Here is a 14,721-nt window from a genome sequence, read left to right on the forward strand (position 1 = left end):
ATGATTTCTACTGGTAACGCAAAGAGTGTGTCGCATATTGCACGGAGGAGCTTAAGGGCGAATCCGATGCGAAACCTCATGATTGTGTGTGCGATTGTGCTCACCACGCTTCTGCTGACTTCGATATTTACAATGGGGCTAAGCATAAATAAATCAATGGAACTGGCCAATATGAAGACATCGGGAAGTGACTTCCATGGTAGCTTCAAATATCTTAACCAGGATGAGGTTGATAAGCTGATCAATCATCCCTCTATCAAGGAATATAGTAGAGCGACTTTGGTAGGTGTGGTTGAAAATGGTGCGTTTAAATCTAATAGGATGGAAATTAACTATGTAGACGATAACAATCCCGAACATAGCTTTATACACTTCATTGAAGGTGGGCTACCTTCTGGAGAGAATGAGATTGTTATGAATACTTGGGAGCTAGATTTGCTGGGAGCTTCTCATGAGTTAGGAACTAAGGTGAGTCTAGATATCGATATAGATGGAACTATGGGTGATAAAGTCATTTCACAGGACTTTGTATTGTCTGGTTATTTCGAAGCTGATCAATATGTCGCAATGTCCGGTTTGGCCTATGTTTCGGAAGCTTTTGTTCAGCAGAACATCGCCAACATTGACACGAAAGTATCGAAGGCAGACGGCTCCTACACCAATACGATAAGACTCGATGTGATGTTTAATAACTCTTTGGATATCGAGGGAAAGATACAAAAGGTACTGTCCGATGCCGGGGTGGATGTACCTTATGGAGTGAATTGGGCCTACTCTAGTGTATCTATATTTGAAGATTGGACAAATATGATTCCGTATGTCGTGCTAATCTTTATCACTATGCTTAGTGGGTATCTACTGATTTACAACATCTTTCACATCTCGGTCGTTCGAGACATTAAGTTCTATGGATTGCTGAAGACCATTGGAACAACGCCGAAACAGCTTAGAAAGATTATCTCTATTCAGGCTAATTGGTTATACATTGTTGCACTGCCAATTGGGTTGGCTATTGGATACGGAATCGGTTGCTGGTTGGCTCCTATGATGGCCACGTCTTTTTCCAGGACGGAGATGGAAGCTAGCTACTCGGTGAATCCGTTCATTTTCATTGGTGCTGCGTTATTTTCTTATATGACGGTTCGTATTGCGGCTAGTAAGCCGGGGCGAACGGCATCGAAGATTTCACCTGTGGAAGCAGTTAGATATGCTGGAGTTCGCAGTGGTAGCAGCAGAAAGAAAACGAAAAGATCGGTAAACGGGGCTAGGCTCTCAAGAATGTCACTGGGCAACATCTTTAGAAATAAGAAAAGGTTGTTTCTTATGCTTACCTCTCTGTCTCTGAGCATTATTCTATTCAGTATTATTTACACGGTGATTTCTTCATTCGATGTCAATAAATATTTGAATACCTTTATATCGGGTGATCTTGTAGTGAAGGAAGAGTCTTTTGATGGAAGGGGAAGAAGCACCACTGACGAATACATGTTGTCAGAAGAGGTTACTCGCGGTTTGAGTGAAATCGATGGAGTAGAGAGTCTGGATAAGGTCTATTATCAATGGGATGGACTGCCATTGGATGACACCATTCGATCTGTCCTGGAACCGTTGGGGGCTGCACCCGAACCAAATCCTGCTCTTGACGAAACATTGAAAAGTGGGGTTATAAGTATACAATTGCATGGGATTGACGGTGGTTGGTATGACGTATTGAAGCAGAGCGAGATCATAGAGGGTACATTTGATCGTGAAAAGTTTGATTCAGGTCATTATGTCATGCTTACGGAAGCGATAATTGCTGAAGATGTAAATACCAAGTACTATCACCCAGGTGATAGTATCAAGCTGGGAAGCGCAAAAAAAAGCTATGAGGTCATGGCAGTATTGAAACTGGAATCGTTATATGCGGCGGGAGCTCAAAGGTATTCATCATTTGGTTTTAACGTCTATCTCCCGGCAAAGGAAATGAAATCCACCTTTGCCGACGCGCAAATTCTCTCCGCTACCTTGCATGTGAATCCAGCTAAATTGGATCAAGTAGACCGTACCGTAAGGGCTATAGCTGAATCTACAACAGGTCTTAATGTGAAATCGAGAGAGGATTACAGGAAGGAAATGGCCGGATTTATGACTATCTTTAAAACGGTAGGTTACGGCTTAAGTTTTATTATCGCATTGATCGGCGTACTTAATTATATCAATACCGTTATTACTGGCGTAGTCTCTCGTCGCAATGAATTTGCGATCTTAGAAAGTATCGGAATGACCAAGAAGCAGATGAAGAGGATGTTAGTGTACGAAGGGTTTTACAGCATTCTTTTGACAGCCCTTATTATTGGGACGCTTGGAATGTTTCTGACCTGCAAAATCGCAAAGAGTGTAGCGGATAATCTGGAATTTACCGTGTTCAGGATGAATGTCTGGCCCATTGCCGCTGTTATACTTGTCCTGATCGTGATTGCCTATATCGTAACGATTAGCGCTTATCGCATGCTGTCCAAGGCAACCATCGTCGAGAGACTGCGGGAAGCGGAGTAGATTGATTAAGCGGCCAATGTGGCTTCTTTTTGAAAATATAAGAAAGGGAAGCAGCGTAAGTCATCCACAAGTTTATAGCATCAACAAAGGAACATATCGTCAGAGGTAAATAGGTTTAAGGTTTGACAAGCTTAGTTCATAGGAAACGCTTTGATAAACGAAGCACGGATAGGCTGGAGGAATTTTATACTAAAGGGCCTCGACCCCGTAAGAAAGCTAACCTGGCCTCGACCCCGTAAGAAAGCTAACCTGGCCTCCACTCCTTGAGAGGTAGAACGAAGGAATGTAAGGGCATAGACCCCGAGAGACATGGGAGGGTAACCGCAAGGGTGTACATGGAGATCTGAGTGCGACCATAGGATTTTAAAGCAAGGTTTACCCCACCTATGTTCCTGCCTAGGAGTTAATCCTAAATATTCACTATACGTCAACTATTATCCAAGTTGGCTTCGTAGGTCAAAGATGAAATCCCAAGAAAAAGTGAGAAAAACAGAGAAAACCTTAATTTATTGAGGGAGTATAAGTTTCACTCGATACTCTATCTCTTATATTTCGACAGAACCGGCTATACCGTCCTTGAAAAAGGACGGTATAGCCGGTTCTTATTACTTAATTTAGAAGATATCACTCTAATTGGTGTTTGATATATATTGGCATCCTACAGCAATATGTTTGGATTTTTCAATGCTCTCTTAAGGAGGTAAGGTAGTGAACTTAAATCTAATTATGGCTATTAACACGTAGAAAGGGAAACACTATAAGTAAAAAAGTAAAAGAGGAATGTTTATGAATCTCCAGCAAAAGAAACGAATCTTTTACAGTTTAGTGATATTGACAGGAATGATAATTATACTATTGTCTCGACTGGTATATATTCAATTATTTATGAGGACGATGCTATTACCCAATAGTAAATATACGCTCCAAGAAATGTCCGTACTCCAAAGGGAACGAGCAATCGTGCTTGATTCTGGTCGAGGGACATTTACTGATCGACATGGCGAGTCATTAACGGATGAAACGATTCCAGCAGCTATATTATTTCCCATTGATCGTGACACAATGAAGGGCGGACCGATGGAATCAAGGCTAGAGAAGATTGCAGAAAGTTTAGAGACAAGTACGCTCTCTTTTTATCAGATATGGCAGGATTTACGAGAGCCTTCAGTATGGCGAAGTAACGTAGGGGATGAACCTATGTCTCTAAACGTATCGCAGGCTAACCTCATTACACAAATGGACGTAAGCGGTGTTAAAGTGTTACCTTTTCGAAAACGGTATAACGATAACCTATCAGGGATGCAATGGTTGGGATACTTATCACATTCGGCTGAGAAGTCAGCCCTTACGAATAATATGGGATGGAACCTGAAGCGCGGGGGAGCAGGGCTTGAGAAGACACTAGAGCCGCTTCTAAAGGGGATTGGACCAACCATTGCTTATTATACGGTGGATGGAAGGAACAAACCGCTATCTGATGCTGGTATTCGTGTGAAGGCTCCGAATAATCCGTACTATCCATTACGTTTTACAACGACGATCGACAAGCGTCTCCAGCAACAAATTGAGAAGCTTACGAAACAATCGGGAATGAAACAGGGAGCGGTAGTCGTTCTAGACGCGCATAATGCAGATATTATGGCAATGGTGTCTGTTCCTTTCTACAATCCATTAGCGATTCATCCGGAAATAGGCGAATGGAATAACAAAGCAATACAAGCTACGACACCTGGCTCTATATTTAAAACAGTCATTGCAGCTGCTGCTTTGGAGGCGGGAGTAACATCACCTAATGAAAAGTTTTATTGTAATGGTCATCATAAGAAGTATGGATTATCCTGTTGGAAAGAAGAGGGCCATGGTACTTTAGCTCTTGGGCAGGCTTTTGCGGAGTCTTGTAATATTGTATTTGCCACTTTAGCAGAGAGGCTTACATCAGCACAGATTGAAGGAACTGCTCAGGCACTTGGTATGGGAAGAAGGATAGGGTGGGAGCACAAGGATATCCTTGGATATTCCGTGTTAAAGCCTTTGGATCATGAAGAAGAAGGAACAATCTTTGACTCTGCCTCTTTACATGATGGCGGGGTGAGGGCTCAGACTGGCATTGGACAGCGGGATGTGACAATGACGCCATTACAAGCGGCTAATTTAGTTGTGACACTACTTAATAGAGGTCAGGTTCAAGCACCGCGAATTCTAGAACGAATCTCTTATCATAATGGACAGGTTATGAAGAAGTTGACTCCGCATGCTTATCCGAGTACTGAGAGTAGCATATCACCGGAAACAGCAAGGCTCCTTAGATCATGGATGAGAAAGGTGGTCACAGAAGGTACGGGACAATCTTTAGCTCATGCTGAATGGCCACTAGCTGGTAAATCTGGAACAGCACAAGTTGTATTAAAGGGTAACCCTAAGAACAATCAATGGTTCATAGGGTATGGCCCTGTAGATCAGCCGAAATATACCGTTGCGGTGTTATTCCAGAATGTAGCTCCTGATACACACAACAAAGCAACGGCACTTTTCGGTCAAATTATGGGGGTGTTATCGTCAGCTACAGATACCTTATCCGCTTCCGCTACTGGTCGTTGATTCATATCGAATGGGGATACTTCAAATTCTTCTTGCGGCAGTCTAATCCACTTTAGAAGATATCCTTGTTGCAACAATTCTTTGATCAGAATGAGTAGTATTGGAGAAAGAATTAACCCAGTGATTCCGAATAAAGACAGTGAAATGATCATAAACGAGAGCATTAAGAAAGCAGAGGTTACACCAATGGAATTGCCTGAAATTTTGGGTTCCAACAATTGACGCGTGATCAAGACAACAACGAGTAGTACGCACAAGCCAATAGCAAGGCTAGTATTTCCCACAACGAATAAATAGATAATCCATGGAATGAAAATGACCGGAATCCCAACTAGAGGAAGAATATCAAGCATCGCACAGATTAGGGCTAGTGTTAAAGAATTTCCTGTGTTTAATATTAAAAATCCGATATATAAAAGAACGAAGGAAATCAAGATCATGATCATCTGGGCTTTGAGATAAGAACCAATAGATTTAAACACATTCTCCTTTAGAAAAATGAAGGCGTTCTTGATCGTCTTAGGTGACTTATCGCTAGCAATACGACGCCAGCTGTCAATCTCAACACTTAGGAAGAAAGCTAGAATAATTGCGATCCCAAAGTTGGCAAGGAAAGATGAAAAGGAACTAAAAATAGAAATAAAATATTTGAAAGAATTCACTAATAAACCGGAAGCAAAGTCAGTTAATAGCGTGAAATATTCATTGGCCTTTTCTAAAATGCTTGGTGGAAGAAGGTCTATTTTGGTATGTAGAAATTCCATTGAGTATGTGAACTGTTGTTGAATGATCATCGTATAATGAGGTAGATTATCCTGTAGATTTGAAATCTGAGATATTACGATGAGTCCAACGCCTAGAAGCATTCCAAGAATGACGAGCACAAACAACAGCACAGAAATGGCAGATGATAATGCTTTATTTAATCCCTTTTTATGAAGAAACTTAGCAAGTGGTTCGATCAATAAGAAAATAATAAAGGACAAAAATACGGGTGCGGCTAGTTGGTATAACTTACTGAAGATATACATGGTCAAAAAAACGGTCAAAGCAATGAGTGCGATATCGAAAAGTGTACGCCAATACTTCTTATAAAGAGGAAGCATAGTTAAATCTCATCTCCTTTAGACAAATGATAATAGATCGCTCGTTTCATTGTACATGATTTTTTAAAAAACACCTATTTGATTGCTAATTATGATAAAATAATAAATAGTGATTTTTGCCGAACATAATAAAAAATTGGCTTTCTAACTAAAGAACAGCACAACAAAGTCAATCAGAGAAAAGATGGTGAATGGGTGTGCAGACTTTGATGCTATGGTTATTTTATATTTCATCCTTCTATGCATTTATCCCGGGTATGATCACCCGAATATTCGGATTTAGAGTGTTTCGTAAAGGAAAGAGTGAAAGAGAATTTGCACTTACTTTTGATGATGGACCTGATCCTCGTTATACGCCACAATTGTTAGATTTGCTCAAGCGATATGATGCTAAGGCGACTTTTTTTGTAGTTGGAATAAATGCCGAACAACATCCTGAGTTATTAAAAAGGATGCATGAAGAAGGACATCTTATTGGGATTCATAACTACATACACAAGTCTAATTGGTTTATGCGACCTGTAAGTGTGCGCAAACAGATTAAGATGACAGCTGAAATCATATTCTCCATAACGGGGGAATCGGCAACCTACTATCGCCCACCTTGGGGGATTCTGAATATGTTTGATGTCTATAAACGTGGTCAATATAAAATAGTATTATGGTCATCTATGTTCGGTGATTGGCGCGAGAAGACGGGTGCGGACAAATTAGAGAAGCGGATGTTAAATAAGCTTAAACCTGGGGAAGTTATGGTTCTTCATGATTGTGGATCGACAGTCGGTGCTAATCCTGATGCACCTAAGCAAATGTTAATAGCGCTGGAGCGAGTACTGCAAGAAGCAGAACGTCGGCAATTGCAAAGTATTCGTATTGACGAGATGATTAAATCTACGGAGAATACTCCGGAGAGTAAGCTATCCATTGGGAAGCAAATCATTGTTAAGCTCTGGTTAATGTGGGAAGCGGTGTTCCATTTCATCTTCCAGCTTAAGACAGTAACACCGACAGATCCATTTCTTCATTATCGGCTTCGTCGCTATAAGGGGGAAACGGTAATTCTAGATAATGGCTCAACGTTAGAAAAGGGTGCTACTATTGTTGAGTTACATTTTGATAATCAGAAGTTATTTCGGATAGGTGTGAACTCACGGTCAACAGTGCATTTGGCCATTCAGATGATTCGTACAATGGAGAAAGAATTACCGACATTAGCCTATCAGTTAATGGACAATGCTGAATTAAGGGATACGAGGGCACTCTATGGTGTAAGTATGATTAATCGTGGACCTGAGAAGTTTGGTTTCAGCATTCGTGATTTACCAAATGGTTGGTTCGCTAAATCAACAACGGTATATCTGAAGATTCTAATGAGTGTTATACATCCAACAGGTCAGAATCGATTGAAGGAAGCACCAGCTAAGTTGGTTCCCAAGATGATCATTATGCCCATAGATCATCTGTATGAACATTATGCAGTTAATGGATCACATCGTAAGGCGAATTCAGAAATAATAAATAAAATCATACCTACGGATAGTTCGGAATTATTGAATGTACCACAATAATCCTCATCACGGATAGATAACGGAATAGCATTTGCGAAGTTTACGATGGAGTACACTTTTCGAATACATGTTTAATAGAGCAAGGGGAGTGCTCCATTAGTAGAAAAGTCTACTAATGGGGCACTCCCCTTGTTTTGTTTGAAATAGTATTAGATCTTAAGCACAGCGCCGGAACTTGCATTGGTTACTAATTTAGAATAACGAGCAAGATATCCAGTTTTCACTTTTGGTTCGAAACCTTTCCAATTCGCGCGACGACGTTCAAATTCTGCATCATCGATTTCAAGTTGAATGGTACGATTATTCAAGTCAAGCTCAATGATATCGCCATCTTCAACGAAGGCGATAGGTCCACCCTCAGCAGCTTCTGGAGAAATATGTCCAATACTTATTCCACGGGAAGCACCTGAGAAGCGACCATCGGTGATGAGACCTACTTTGGCACCTAGCCCCATACCGACAATTTGCGAAGTTGGAGCAAGCATTTCTGGCATACCTGGTCCGCCTTTTGGACCTTCATAGCGAATAACAACGACATGTCCTTCTTTAACCTTACCATTGGTAATTCCGTGTAGCGCCTCGTCCTGTGAATCGAAGCAGATGGCTGGTCCCTTGTGGTAGCCGCCGACGGAAGCATCAACAGCACCAACCTTAATGATGGAACCTCCAGGTGCTATATTACCGAATAAGACTGCAAGACCACCACGTTCGGAATGTGGATTGTCTAGTGGATGGATGACATTGTGGTCAATGATTTCGCAACCTTCAACATTCTCACGTAGCGTTTTAGCAGATACAGTAATACAGTCTCCGTTAATCGCACCTGGTTTCTTCAGTAGTTCATTTATAATTGCACTTACGCCACCTGCATTGTGAAGGTCTTCGATATGCCAGTCTGAAGCAGGAGCAAGTTTCGCTAAATGAGGCACGCGATTAGCTACTTCATTAATACGTTCAATCGGGTACTCAAGACCAGCTTCATGTGCTAGCGCTAGTGTGTGTAATACGGTATTTGTAGAACCACCCATTGCCATATCTAGTGCAAATGCATTATCAAGAGCATCCATAGTAACGATATCTCTAGGTTTGATATCAAGATTGATCAGTTCCATTAGTTGTGTAGCAGATTGTCTAACGAAATCCTTCCGTTCTTCAGCAACGGCAAGGATCGTTCCATTACCTGGTAGTGCAAGTCCAAGTCCTTCAGCGAGACAGTTCATAGAGTTCGCTGTGAACATACCGGAACATGATCCACAGGTAGGGCAACCGAATTGTTCCAGTTCTAGCAAACCTTCATCAGATAAAGTACCAGCTTGATGTGCACCAACACCTTCAAAAACAGAGGTAAGGGAAATCGAGCGACCGGTACTGTCTTTGCCAGCTTTCATAGGTCCACCACTAACAAAGATGGTTGGGATATTCACGCGAAGCGCACCCATCATCATACCTGGTGTGATTTTGTCACAGTTAGGGATACAAACCATACCATCGAACCAGTGAGCTGAAACAACCGTTTCTACTGAATCGGCGATAATATCACGGCTCGGTAGAGAGTAGCGCATACCGATATGCCCCATGGCAATCCCGTCATCAACACCAATGGTATTGAATTCAAAGGGAACACCTCCGGCTTCACGGATAGCTTCTTTAACTATCTTGCCGAATTCCTGAAGGTGGATATGTCCTGGAACGATGTCAAGATAAGAGTTACATACCGCTATAAATGGTTTGCCGAAATCTTCTTCCTTTACGCCTGCCGCCCGTAATAAACTGCGGTGAGGAGCACGGTCGAAGCCTTTCGTAATCATATCTGAACGCATTTTTTTCGGTCGCATAATGTCTAATTCCCCCAAATGAATTTATAGTATTTCCCGCATGAGCGCAGTTACACAACAGAGTAAACACCTAGTTGGTTTTTAATGAGTCTATCATAAATGTTATGCTATTTCTAGCAATTGACATGGAAAAGGAAGACACTACCCCTAATTATATAAATAGAGGTAGTGTCAAATAATCTGAGTGAAACGAATAGGCCTATTATCTAAGAACGGCGGAATGCTCGATTCTCTAAATGAATGATCCAATGAATAGACGGTTCCACTAAAGGATGTGTAATACGTCTGACAAATGGTTGCGCTAATAGTATCGTTAGAGCTATAGCGGTAATGACGAGTAGTACCGCTGATTCAGTAGTATTAATATGTTGATATAATCCAGATATATTAGCCAACCTAATAATAAATCCGTGTAGTAGGAACACATAGAGCGTACGACGACCCATGTCGGTTATCCGACTTTCGATCATAGGAATCCAAGCCATAAAAGCAGCGGCAGAGATGAATTGAAGAATATAAAGAGCGATGCGGAATATTCCTGCATACCATTCATGTTGACCAAGTTGTATAAAAGTCATGCTTCCAAATAACCAACCTGCAGGGATATTTAACCCCCATATACCAAGAATAACAAAGAGACCAAGGGATACAAAGACGAAGCCCCTTTTTCTCCAAGTAGTGATTAACTGCTTGAATGCAGAGAAATTAAAATGGGTTCCTATAATAAAAAAAGGTAGAAAAACAAAAGTTCGACTGATGCTGAGCCACACGCCATCAAACGGTAAGTAACCTACTAATACGCCTAGAGTCAAGGATAGTATTATTTGTTGAGTGGGGGAAAGTTTTCTCATCGATATCGATATCAGACGCCAACAAATGTGACTTGCTAGAAACCATAACAATAAATAGGGTGCAAAAAAAGAATGATGGGTATTAGTAACATGAAAAACGGTATAATTTAGAAAGGAATAAATGCTTTGGAAAATAATATACTGTAAGCCGATTTGTATTAATGTTCTTCGACCTATTGTACCTGTTAAACTTGATTTGGCGAAGTAGCCTGTGACTAGAACGAATAACGGCATATGAAAGGTGAGAATCCATAGAAATAATTGATGAAGGCCGCTCATTTGTAGGATTACTGGTTCGATAGCGTTAGCTACAAATACTGTAACAATAAGTAGAAATCGTAAGTTGAGAAAGTAAGTCTCGCCTTGTTTAACAATTTGAGTATCCATGAAGTCGTCCCCCGTCGTCCTATCCAAAGGTATTTGTATCTCTAAAGGTTCTTATTTATCTATAATTTAAAATTACTACTTTCCCATCAAAACGATTGTGATATACATCACATTGGTAAACGCTCTCATTCTGGGCAGTTGTGTCGGAATAATGAACTAAATTTATCAGCCCTAAGCATTGACAACTTCGTAGGTTCGTTCGACAATAAGAAGAGGACGAATACATAGAGGAGGATATTTCATGCAAGCGTTTACGAAGCTGAATCCGGAAATTATTACATTCGGAGAAAGTATGGGTCTTTTTACGGCACAGGATTCTCGAGGCTTAGAATATGCTTCAACATTATCTAAATCGTTTGGCGGAGCAGAGAGTAATGTTGCTATCGGTGTTTCACGTTTAGGGCATCGCGCGGGTTGGTTTGGAAGACTAGGGAATGACCCATTAGGGAATATGATCTATAAGTCAATTCGTGGTGAGGGAGTAGATGTATCTCAGGTCTTGTTTAGTGAAGAGGAGCCTACTGGTTTAATGATTCGTGAAAACGCCTCCGGCAAATCCTCAGTGCATTATTATCGTAAGGGATCAGCAGCAAGTCGGATGATGCCTCATCATTTGGATCCTGTGTATATTGAATCTGCGAGTATACTACACGTAACAGGAATTACTGCTGCTATCAGTGCGTCTGGCCTCGAAACCGTTGAAGCAGCAATCGATATCGCGAAAAAGTCTGGTGTTAAAGTTAGCTTCGATCCCAACTTACGTTTAAAGTTATGGTCATTGGAAGAGGCACGTCCTGTTCTTCTTCGTCTTGCAGAGAAAGCGGATTATTTCCTCCCAGGACTTGATGAACTTCAACTATTATATGATACAGATGATAATTCCTACATATTCGAGAAACTCTCACAGTTACGAGGAATCTCGATTATAAAGGGAGGACCAGATTTGACTTATGTACTGGAAGCAGGGGTTCTTAGCGAAGTTCCATATTTCAAAGCAGAGCAGGTATTAGATACAGTGGGTGCAGGCGATGGGTTCTGTGCCGGTTTTCTAGCAGGTCTGCTTAAAGGGTACTCAGCGATTGAGGCTACGCGACTTGGTAATTTAATGGGATCTATGGTCATTCAAGCAGTGGGAGATTGGGAAGCGTTACCTACTTGGGTACAAGTGGATGCTCGTTTGAATAATAAGGCTCATATTGAAAGATAATGTACGAAATACTAATATAATTAGGATTAGGAGTTGTCATTGTGAAAAAGATTCAACTTATTCAAAAGATGATTGATAGTGGTGTTGTTGCGGTATTGAGAGGGAACTCTGCGGATGAAGTTGTGGAAATGGCAGAGCAGGCTATTGCTGGTGGAATTAAAGCTATTGAAGTAACACTGACCGTGCCTGGAGCGTTACATGCGATTGAAAAGCTAAGCCAGATATATCATTGGAATGCGACTGATCCGTCTAAATTTGCTATAATTGGGGCAGGTACGGTGTTAGAACCACAAACGGCACGTGCCGCGATACTCGCAGGATCTGAATTTGTTGTTGCACCATCATTGAATCCAGAAACAATTAAAATTTGTAATTTATATCGTATACCTGTCTTGCCTGGATTAATGACATTAGCTGATGTACAACAAGCGTTGGAGCTTGGCGTTGATATCATGAAATTATTCCCGGGTAATCTATTTGATCCATCGATCATCAAAACTATGAAAGGTCCTATGCCTCAAGCGAACTTCATGCCATCAGGAGGCGTGTCACTCTCGAATCTAGGTGAATGGATCAAAGCAGGTGCTGTGGCAGTAAGTATAGGATCAGATCTTACAGCAAAAGCGGTTAAGACGGGGGACATGAATCAAGTGCGCCTAAGAGCTGAGCAATATATGGACGCTTATCATCTAGCAAAAGGAACGAATTAAACTTGGATTGAATGTTCAAAGATATGGGAGCGAAGGAGGTACAACTCATATGACACAAATCGAAACGTTGGCCTCTTGGATTCAAGAGAACAGTAGAATTGTATTTTTTGGAGGAGCAGGAACATCAACAGAGAGTGGAATCCCCGATTTCCGTTCTGCTGCAGGGTTGTATCAAAGCGAGCAACATTCGCCCTATCCGCCCGAAGTGATGCTTAGTCATCATTTCTTTATTGAACATCCAGAAGTGTTCTATGATTTCTATCGTAGCAAGATGATCCATGAGTACGCATCCCCCAATGCTTGTCACGAATTACTGGCTGCTCTCGAGAAGCAAGGGAAGTTACAGGCTGTTATTACGCAAAATATTGACGGACTACACCAAAAAGCAGGAAGCTCAAACGTATTAGAATTGCATGGATCTATTCATCGCAACTATTGTATGGGCTGTTCACAGTATTATGATCTGGGAGCTATTATCACTAGTCAAGCAAAGGTTCCGCGTTGTTCAACCTGTGATGCTGTCATTAAGCCAGATGTCGTATTGTATGAAGAACCACTAGACCAGCAAATATTGTACCAGTCGATTGAGGCGATCTCAACGGCAGATCTACTTATCATTGGTGGTACTTCGTTGACTGTTCATCCTGCAGCGAACTTGATATCTTATTTCCAAGGAAATCGGACGATTCTTCTCAATGTAGATCCAACGCCTTACGATGAGCAAGCTGATTTACTTATTACGGATCCCATTGCAGAAGTGATGGCTAAGGTAAGTAAGCTATTATAAGTATGACTTTTTGAACACACAATTATAACTACTATATTTCGCAAATAGAAGGGTGGATATGTCATGGTGTATATCGCAAATGAAGAACGTTACTCCAAGATGAAGTATAACCGTAGCGGTCGTTCTGGACTTAAGCTTCCAGCGGTCACTTTAGGTCTATGGCATAATTTCGGTGGCATAGACACATATGAGAATGCACGAAGTATGATCAGAAGATCATTTGATTTAGGTATCACACACTTCGATTTAGCTAATAATTATGGTCCTCCTGCTGGTTCAGCGGAAGAGACATTCGGTAGAATATTGGCACAGGATTTGAAGCCCTATCGTGATGAGTTGCTGATATCCTCCAAGGCTGGATACTATATGTGGCCTGGTCCTTACGGGGAATGGGGTTCACGTAAAAATTTAGTGTCTAGTCTAGATCAGTCATTGAAGCGGATGAATCTAGAGTACGTAGATATTTTCTATTCCCATCGATTTGATCCAGAGACACCGCTTGAAGAGACGATGATGGCGTTGGATCATATCGTTCGTTCTGGCAAAGCACTGTATATAGGTATTTCTAATTATACAGCTGAACAAACGGCAGAAGCGATAGCTATTCTGAAGCAATTAGGTACACCACTTCTTATCCACCAACCAAGTTATTCCATGCTAAATCGTTGGATTGAGAAAGGACTACAGGATGTATTGGAAGAGAATGGAGTTGGAAGTATAGCATTCTCCCCTCTTGCTCAAGGTTTGCTTACGAATAAATATTTGAATGGTATTCCAGAGGATTCACGGGCAGCAAGTTCATCCGTCTTCCTAAATGAGAGTAACATTACACCAGAGGCACTACGAAAAGTACGTGCACTCAATCAATTAGCAGCTGCAAGAGGTCAGAGTCTAGCTCAACTTGCATTGTCATGGGTACTTCGCGGTGGAAAAGTAACATCTGTATTAATTGGAGCAAGTCGTGTCAGTCAGATTGAAGATAATGTGGCTGCATTAGACAATCTAGAATTCACTCAAGAAGAACTGGATCGGATTGAGAATATCCTTAAGACAGAGAACTAAGTGCGATCACAAGATACGCGAATAAAGAAAGCTTGCTTATTCTTCTTAGAAGGATGGCAGGCTTTCTTTTAT

10 protein-coding genes are annotated in these 14,721 nt (G+C 41.3%); 7 read left to right on the top strand and 3 right to left on the bottom strand.

Annotated elements, in window-relative coordinates; translation table 11 throughout:
- Both AC1TO8_RS05195 and AC1TO8_RS05200 read left to right on the top strand, forming a co-directional pair.
- A complete protein-coding gene (locus tag AC1TO8_RS05195) occupies positions 1–2,538 on the top strand; it encodes an ABC transporter permease (RefSeq protein WP_482054558.1) in 2,538 nt (845 codons plus the stop codon).
- A gap of 786 nt (positions 2,539–3,324) precedes the next feature.
- Entirely contained in the window at positions 3,325–5,136 is a 1,812-nt protein-coding gene (locus AC1TO8_RS05200) for a peptidoglycan D,D-transpeptidase FtsI family protein (RefSeq protein WP_482054559.1), read from the top strand.
- Here AC1TO8_RS05200 and AC1TO8_RS05205 read toward each other — a convergent pair.
- Positions 5,073–6,242: an AI-2E family transporter gene (locus AC1TO8_RS05205; protein WP_482054560.1), complete on the bottom strand. Its 1,170-nt coding sequence runs from the start codon at positions 6,240–6,242 to the stop codon at positions 5,073–5,075. The genes AC1TO8_RS05200 and AC1TO8_RS05205 overlap by 64 nt on opposite strands.
- Positions 6,243–6,451: 209 nt before the next feature.
- Between AC1TO8_RS05205 and AC1TO8_RS05210 the strand changes: the two genes are divergently transcribed.
- On the top strand, positions 6,452–7,810 hold the full coding sequence (locus AC1TO8_RS05210) for a polysaccharide deacetylase family protein (RefSeq protein WP_482054561.1): 1,359 nt from the start codon (positions 6,452–6,454) through the stop codon (positions 7,808–7,810).
- Positions 7,811–7,959: 149 nt separating this feature from the next.
- Here the strand turns inward: AC1TO8_RS05210 and ilvD are convergent, their stop codons facing one another.
- The gene (ilvD, locus tag AC1TO8_RS05215) at positions 7,960–9,645 is read right to left on the bottom strand and encodes a dihydroxy-acid dehydratase (protein WP_482054562.1); all 1,686 of its coding nucleotides are present in this window, start codon (positions 9,643–9,645) and stop codon (positions 7,960–7,962) included.
- A gap of 206 nt (positions 9,646–9,851) precedes the next feature.
- The gene (locus AC1TO8_RS05220; RefSeq protein WP_482054563.1) at positions 9,852–10,883 is read right to left on the bottom strand and encodes an acyltransferase family protein; all 1,032 of its coding nucleotides are present in this window, start codon (positions 10,881–10,883) and stop codon (positions 9,852–9,854) included.
- A gap of 241 nt (positions 10,884–11,124) precedes the next feature.
- Between AC1TO8_RS05220 and AC1TO8_RS05225 the strand changes: the two genes are divergently transcribed.
- The 4 genes from AC1TO8_RS05225 (at position 11,125) to mgrA (ending at position 14,649) form a co-directional block, all read left to right on the top strand.
- Positions 11,125–12,090, top strand: coding sequence for a sugar kinase (locus AC1TO8_RS05225; protein ID WP_482054564.1), 966 nt, complete (start codon positions 11,125–11,127; stop codon positions 12,088–12,090).
- Positions 12,091–12,131: 41 nt separating this feature from the next.
- Positions 12,132–12,800 carry a bifunctional 2-keto-4-hydroxyglutarate aldolase/2-keto-3-deoxy-6-phosphogluconate aldolase gene (locus AC1TO8_RS05230; RefSeq protein ID WP_482054565.1) on the top strand — a complete coding sequence of 223 codons (669 nt, stop codon included), beginning with the start codon at positions 12,132–12,134 and terminating at the stop codon, positions 12,798–12,800.
- A 49-nt stretch (positions 12,801–12,849) separates the two neighbouring features.
- Positions 12,850–13,587: an NAD-dependent protein deacylase gene (locus AC1TO8_RS05235; RefSeq protein WP_482054566.1), complete on the top strand. Its 738-nt coding sequence runs from the start codon at positions 12,850–12,852 to the stop codon at positions 13,585–13,587.
- Positions 13,588–13,650: 63 nt separating this feature from the next.
- Positions 13,651–14,649 (top strand): L-glyceraldehyde 3-phosphate reductase, encoded by a 999-nt coding sequence (gene mgrA, locus AC1TO8_RS05240; RefSeq protein WP_482054567.1) that lies wholly within the window; start codon positions 13,651–13,653, stop codon positions 14,647–14,649.
- Positions 14,650–14,721: the final 72 nt, after the last annotated feature.

The sequence above is a fragment of the Paenibacillus sp. Y859 genome (assembly GCF_056786405.1).

What these genes read in the sequence shown, in the direction of transcription:
- AC1TO8_RS05195 (WP_482054558.1), top strand. Translation starts at nt 1, where the DNA reads ATGATTTCTACTGGTAACGCAAAGAGTGTGTCGCATATTGCACGGAGG.
- AC1TO8_RS05200 (WP_482054559.1), top strand. Translation starts at nt 3,325, where the DNA reads ATGAATCTCCAGCAAAAGAAACGAATCTTTTACAGTTTAGTGATATTG.
- AC1TO8_RS05205 (WP_482054560.1), bottom strand. Translation starts at nt 6,242, where the DNA reads ATGCTTCCTCTTTATAAGAAGTATTGGCGTACACTTTTCGATATCGCA.
- AC1TO8_RS05210 (WP_482054561.1), top strand. Translation starts at nt 6,452, where the DNA reads ATGCTATGGTTATTTTATATTTCATCCTTCTATGCATTTATCCCGGGT.
- ilvD (WP_482054562.1), bottom strand. Translation starts at nt 9,645, where the DNA reads ATGCGACCGAAAAAAATGCGTTCAGATATGATTACGAAAGGCTTCGAC.
- AC1TO8_RS05220 (WP_482054563.1), bottom strand. Translation starts at nt 10,883, where the DNA reads ATGGATACTCAAATTGTTAAACAAGGCGAGACTTACTTTCTCAACTTA.
- AC1TO8_RS05225 (WP_482054564.1), top strand. Translation starts at nt 11,125, where the DNA reads ATGCAAGCGTTTACGAAGCTGAATCCGGAAATTATTACATTCGGAGAA.
- AC1TO8_RS05235 (WP_482054566.1), top strand. Translation starts at nt 12,850, where the DNA reads ATGACACAAATCGAAACGTTGGCCTCTTGGATTCAAGAGAACAGTAGA.
- mgrA (WP_482054567.1), top strand. Translation starts at nt 13,651, where the DNA reads ATGGTGTATATCGCAAATGAAGAACGTTACTCCAAGATGAAGTATAAC.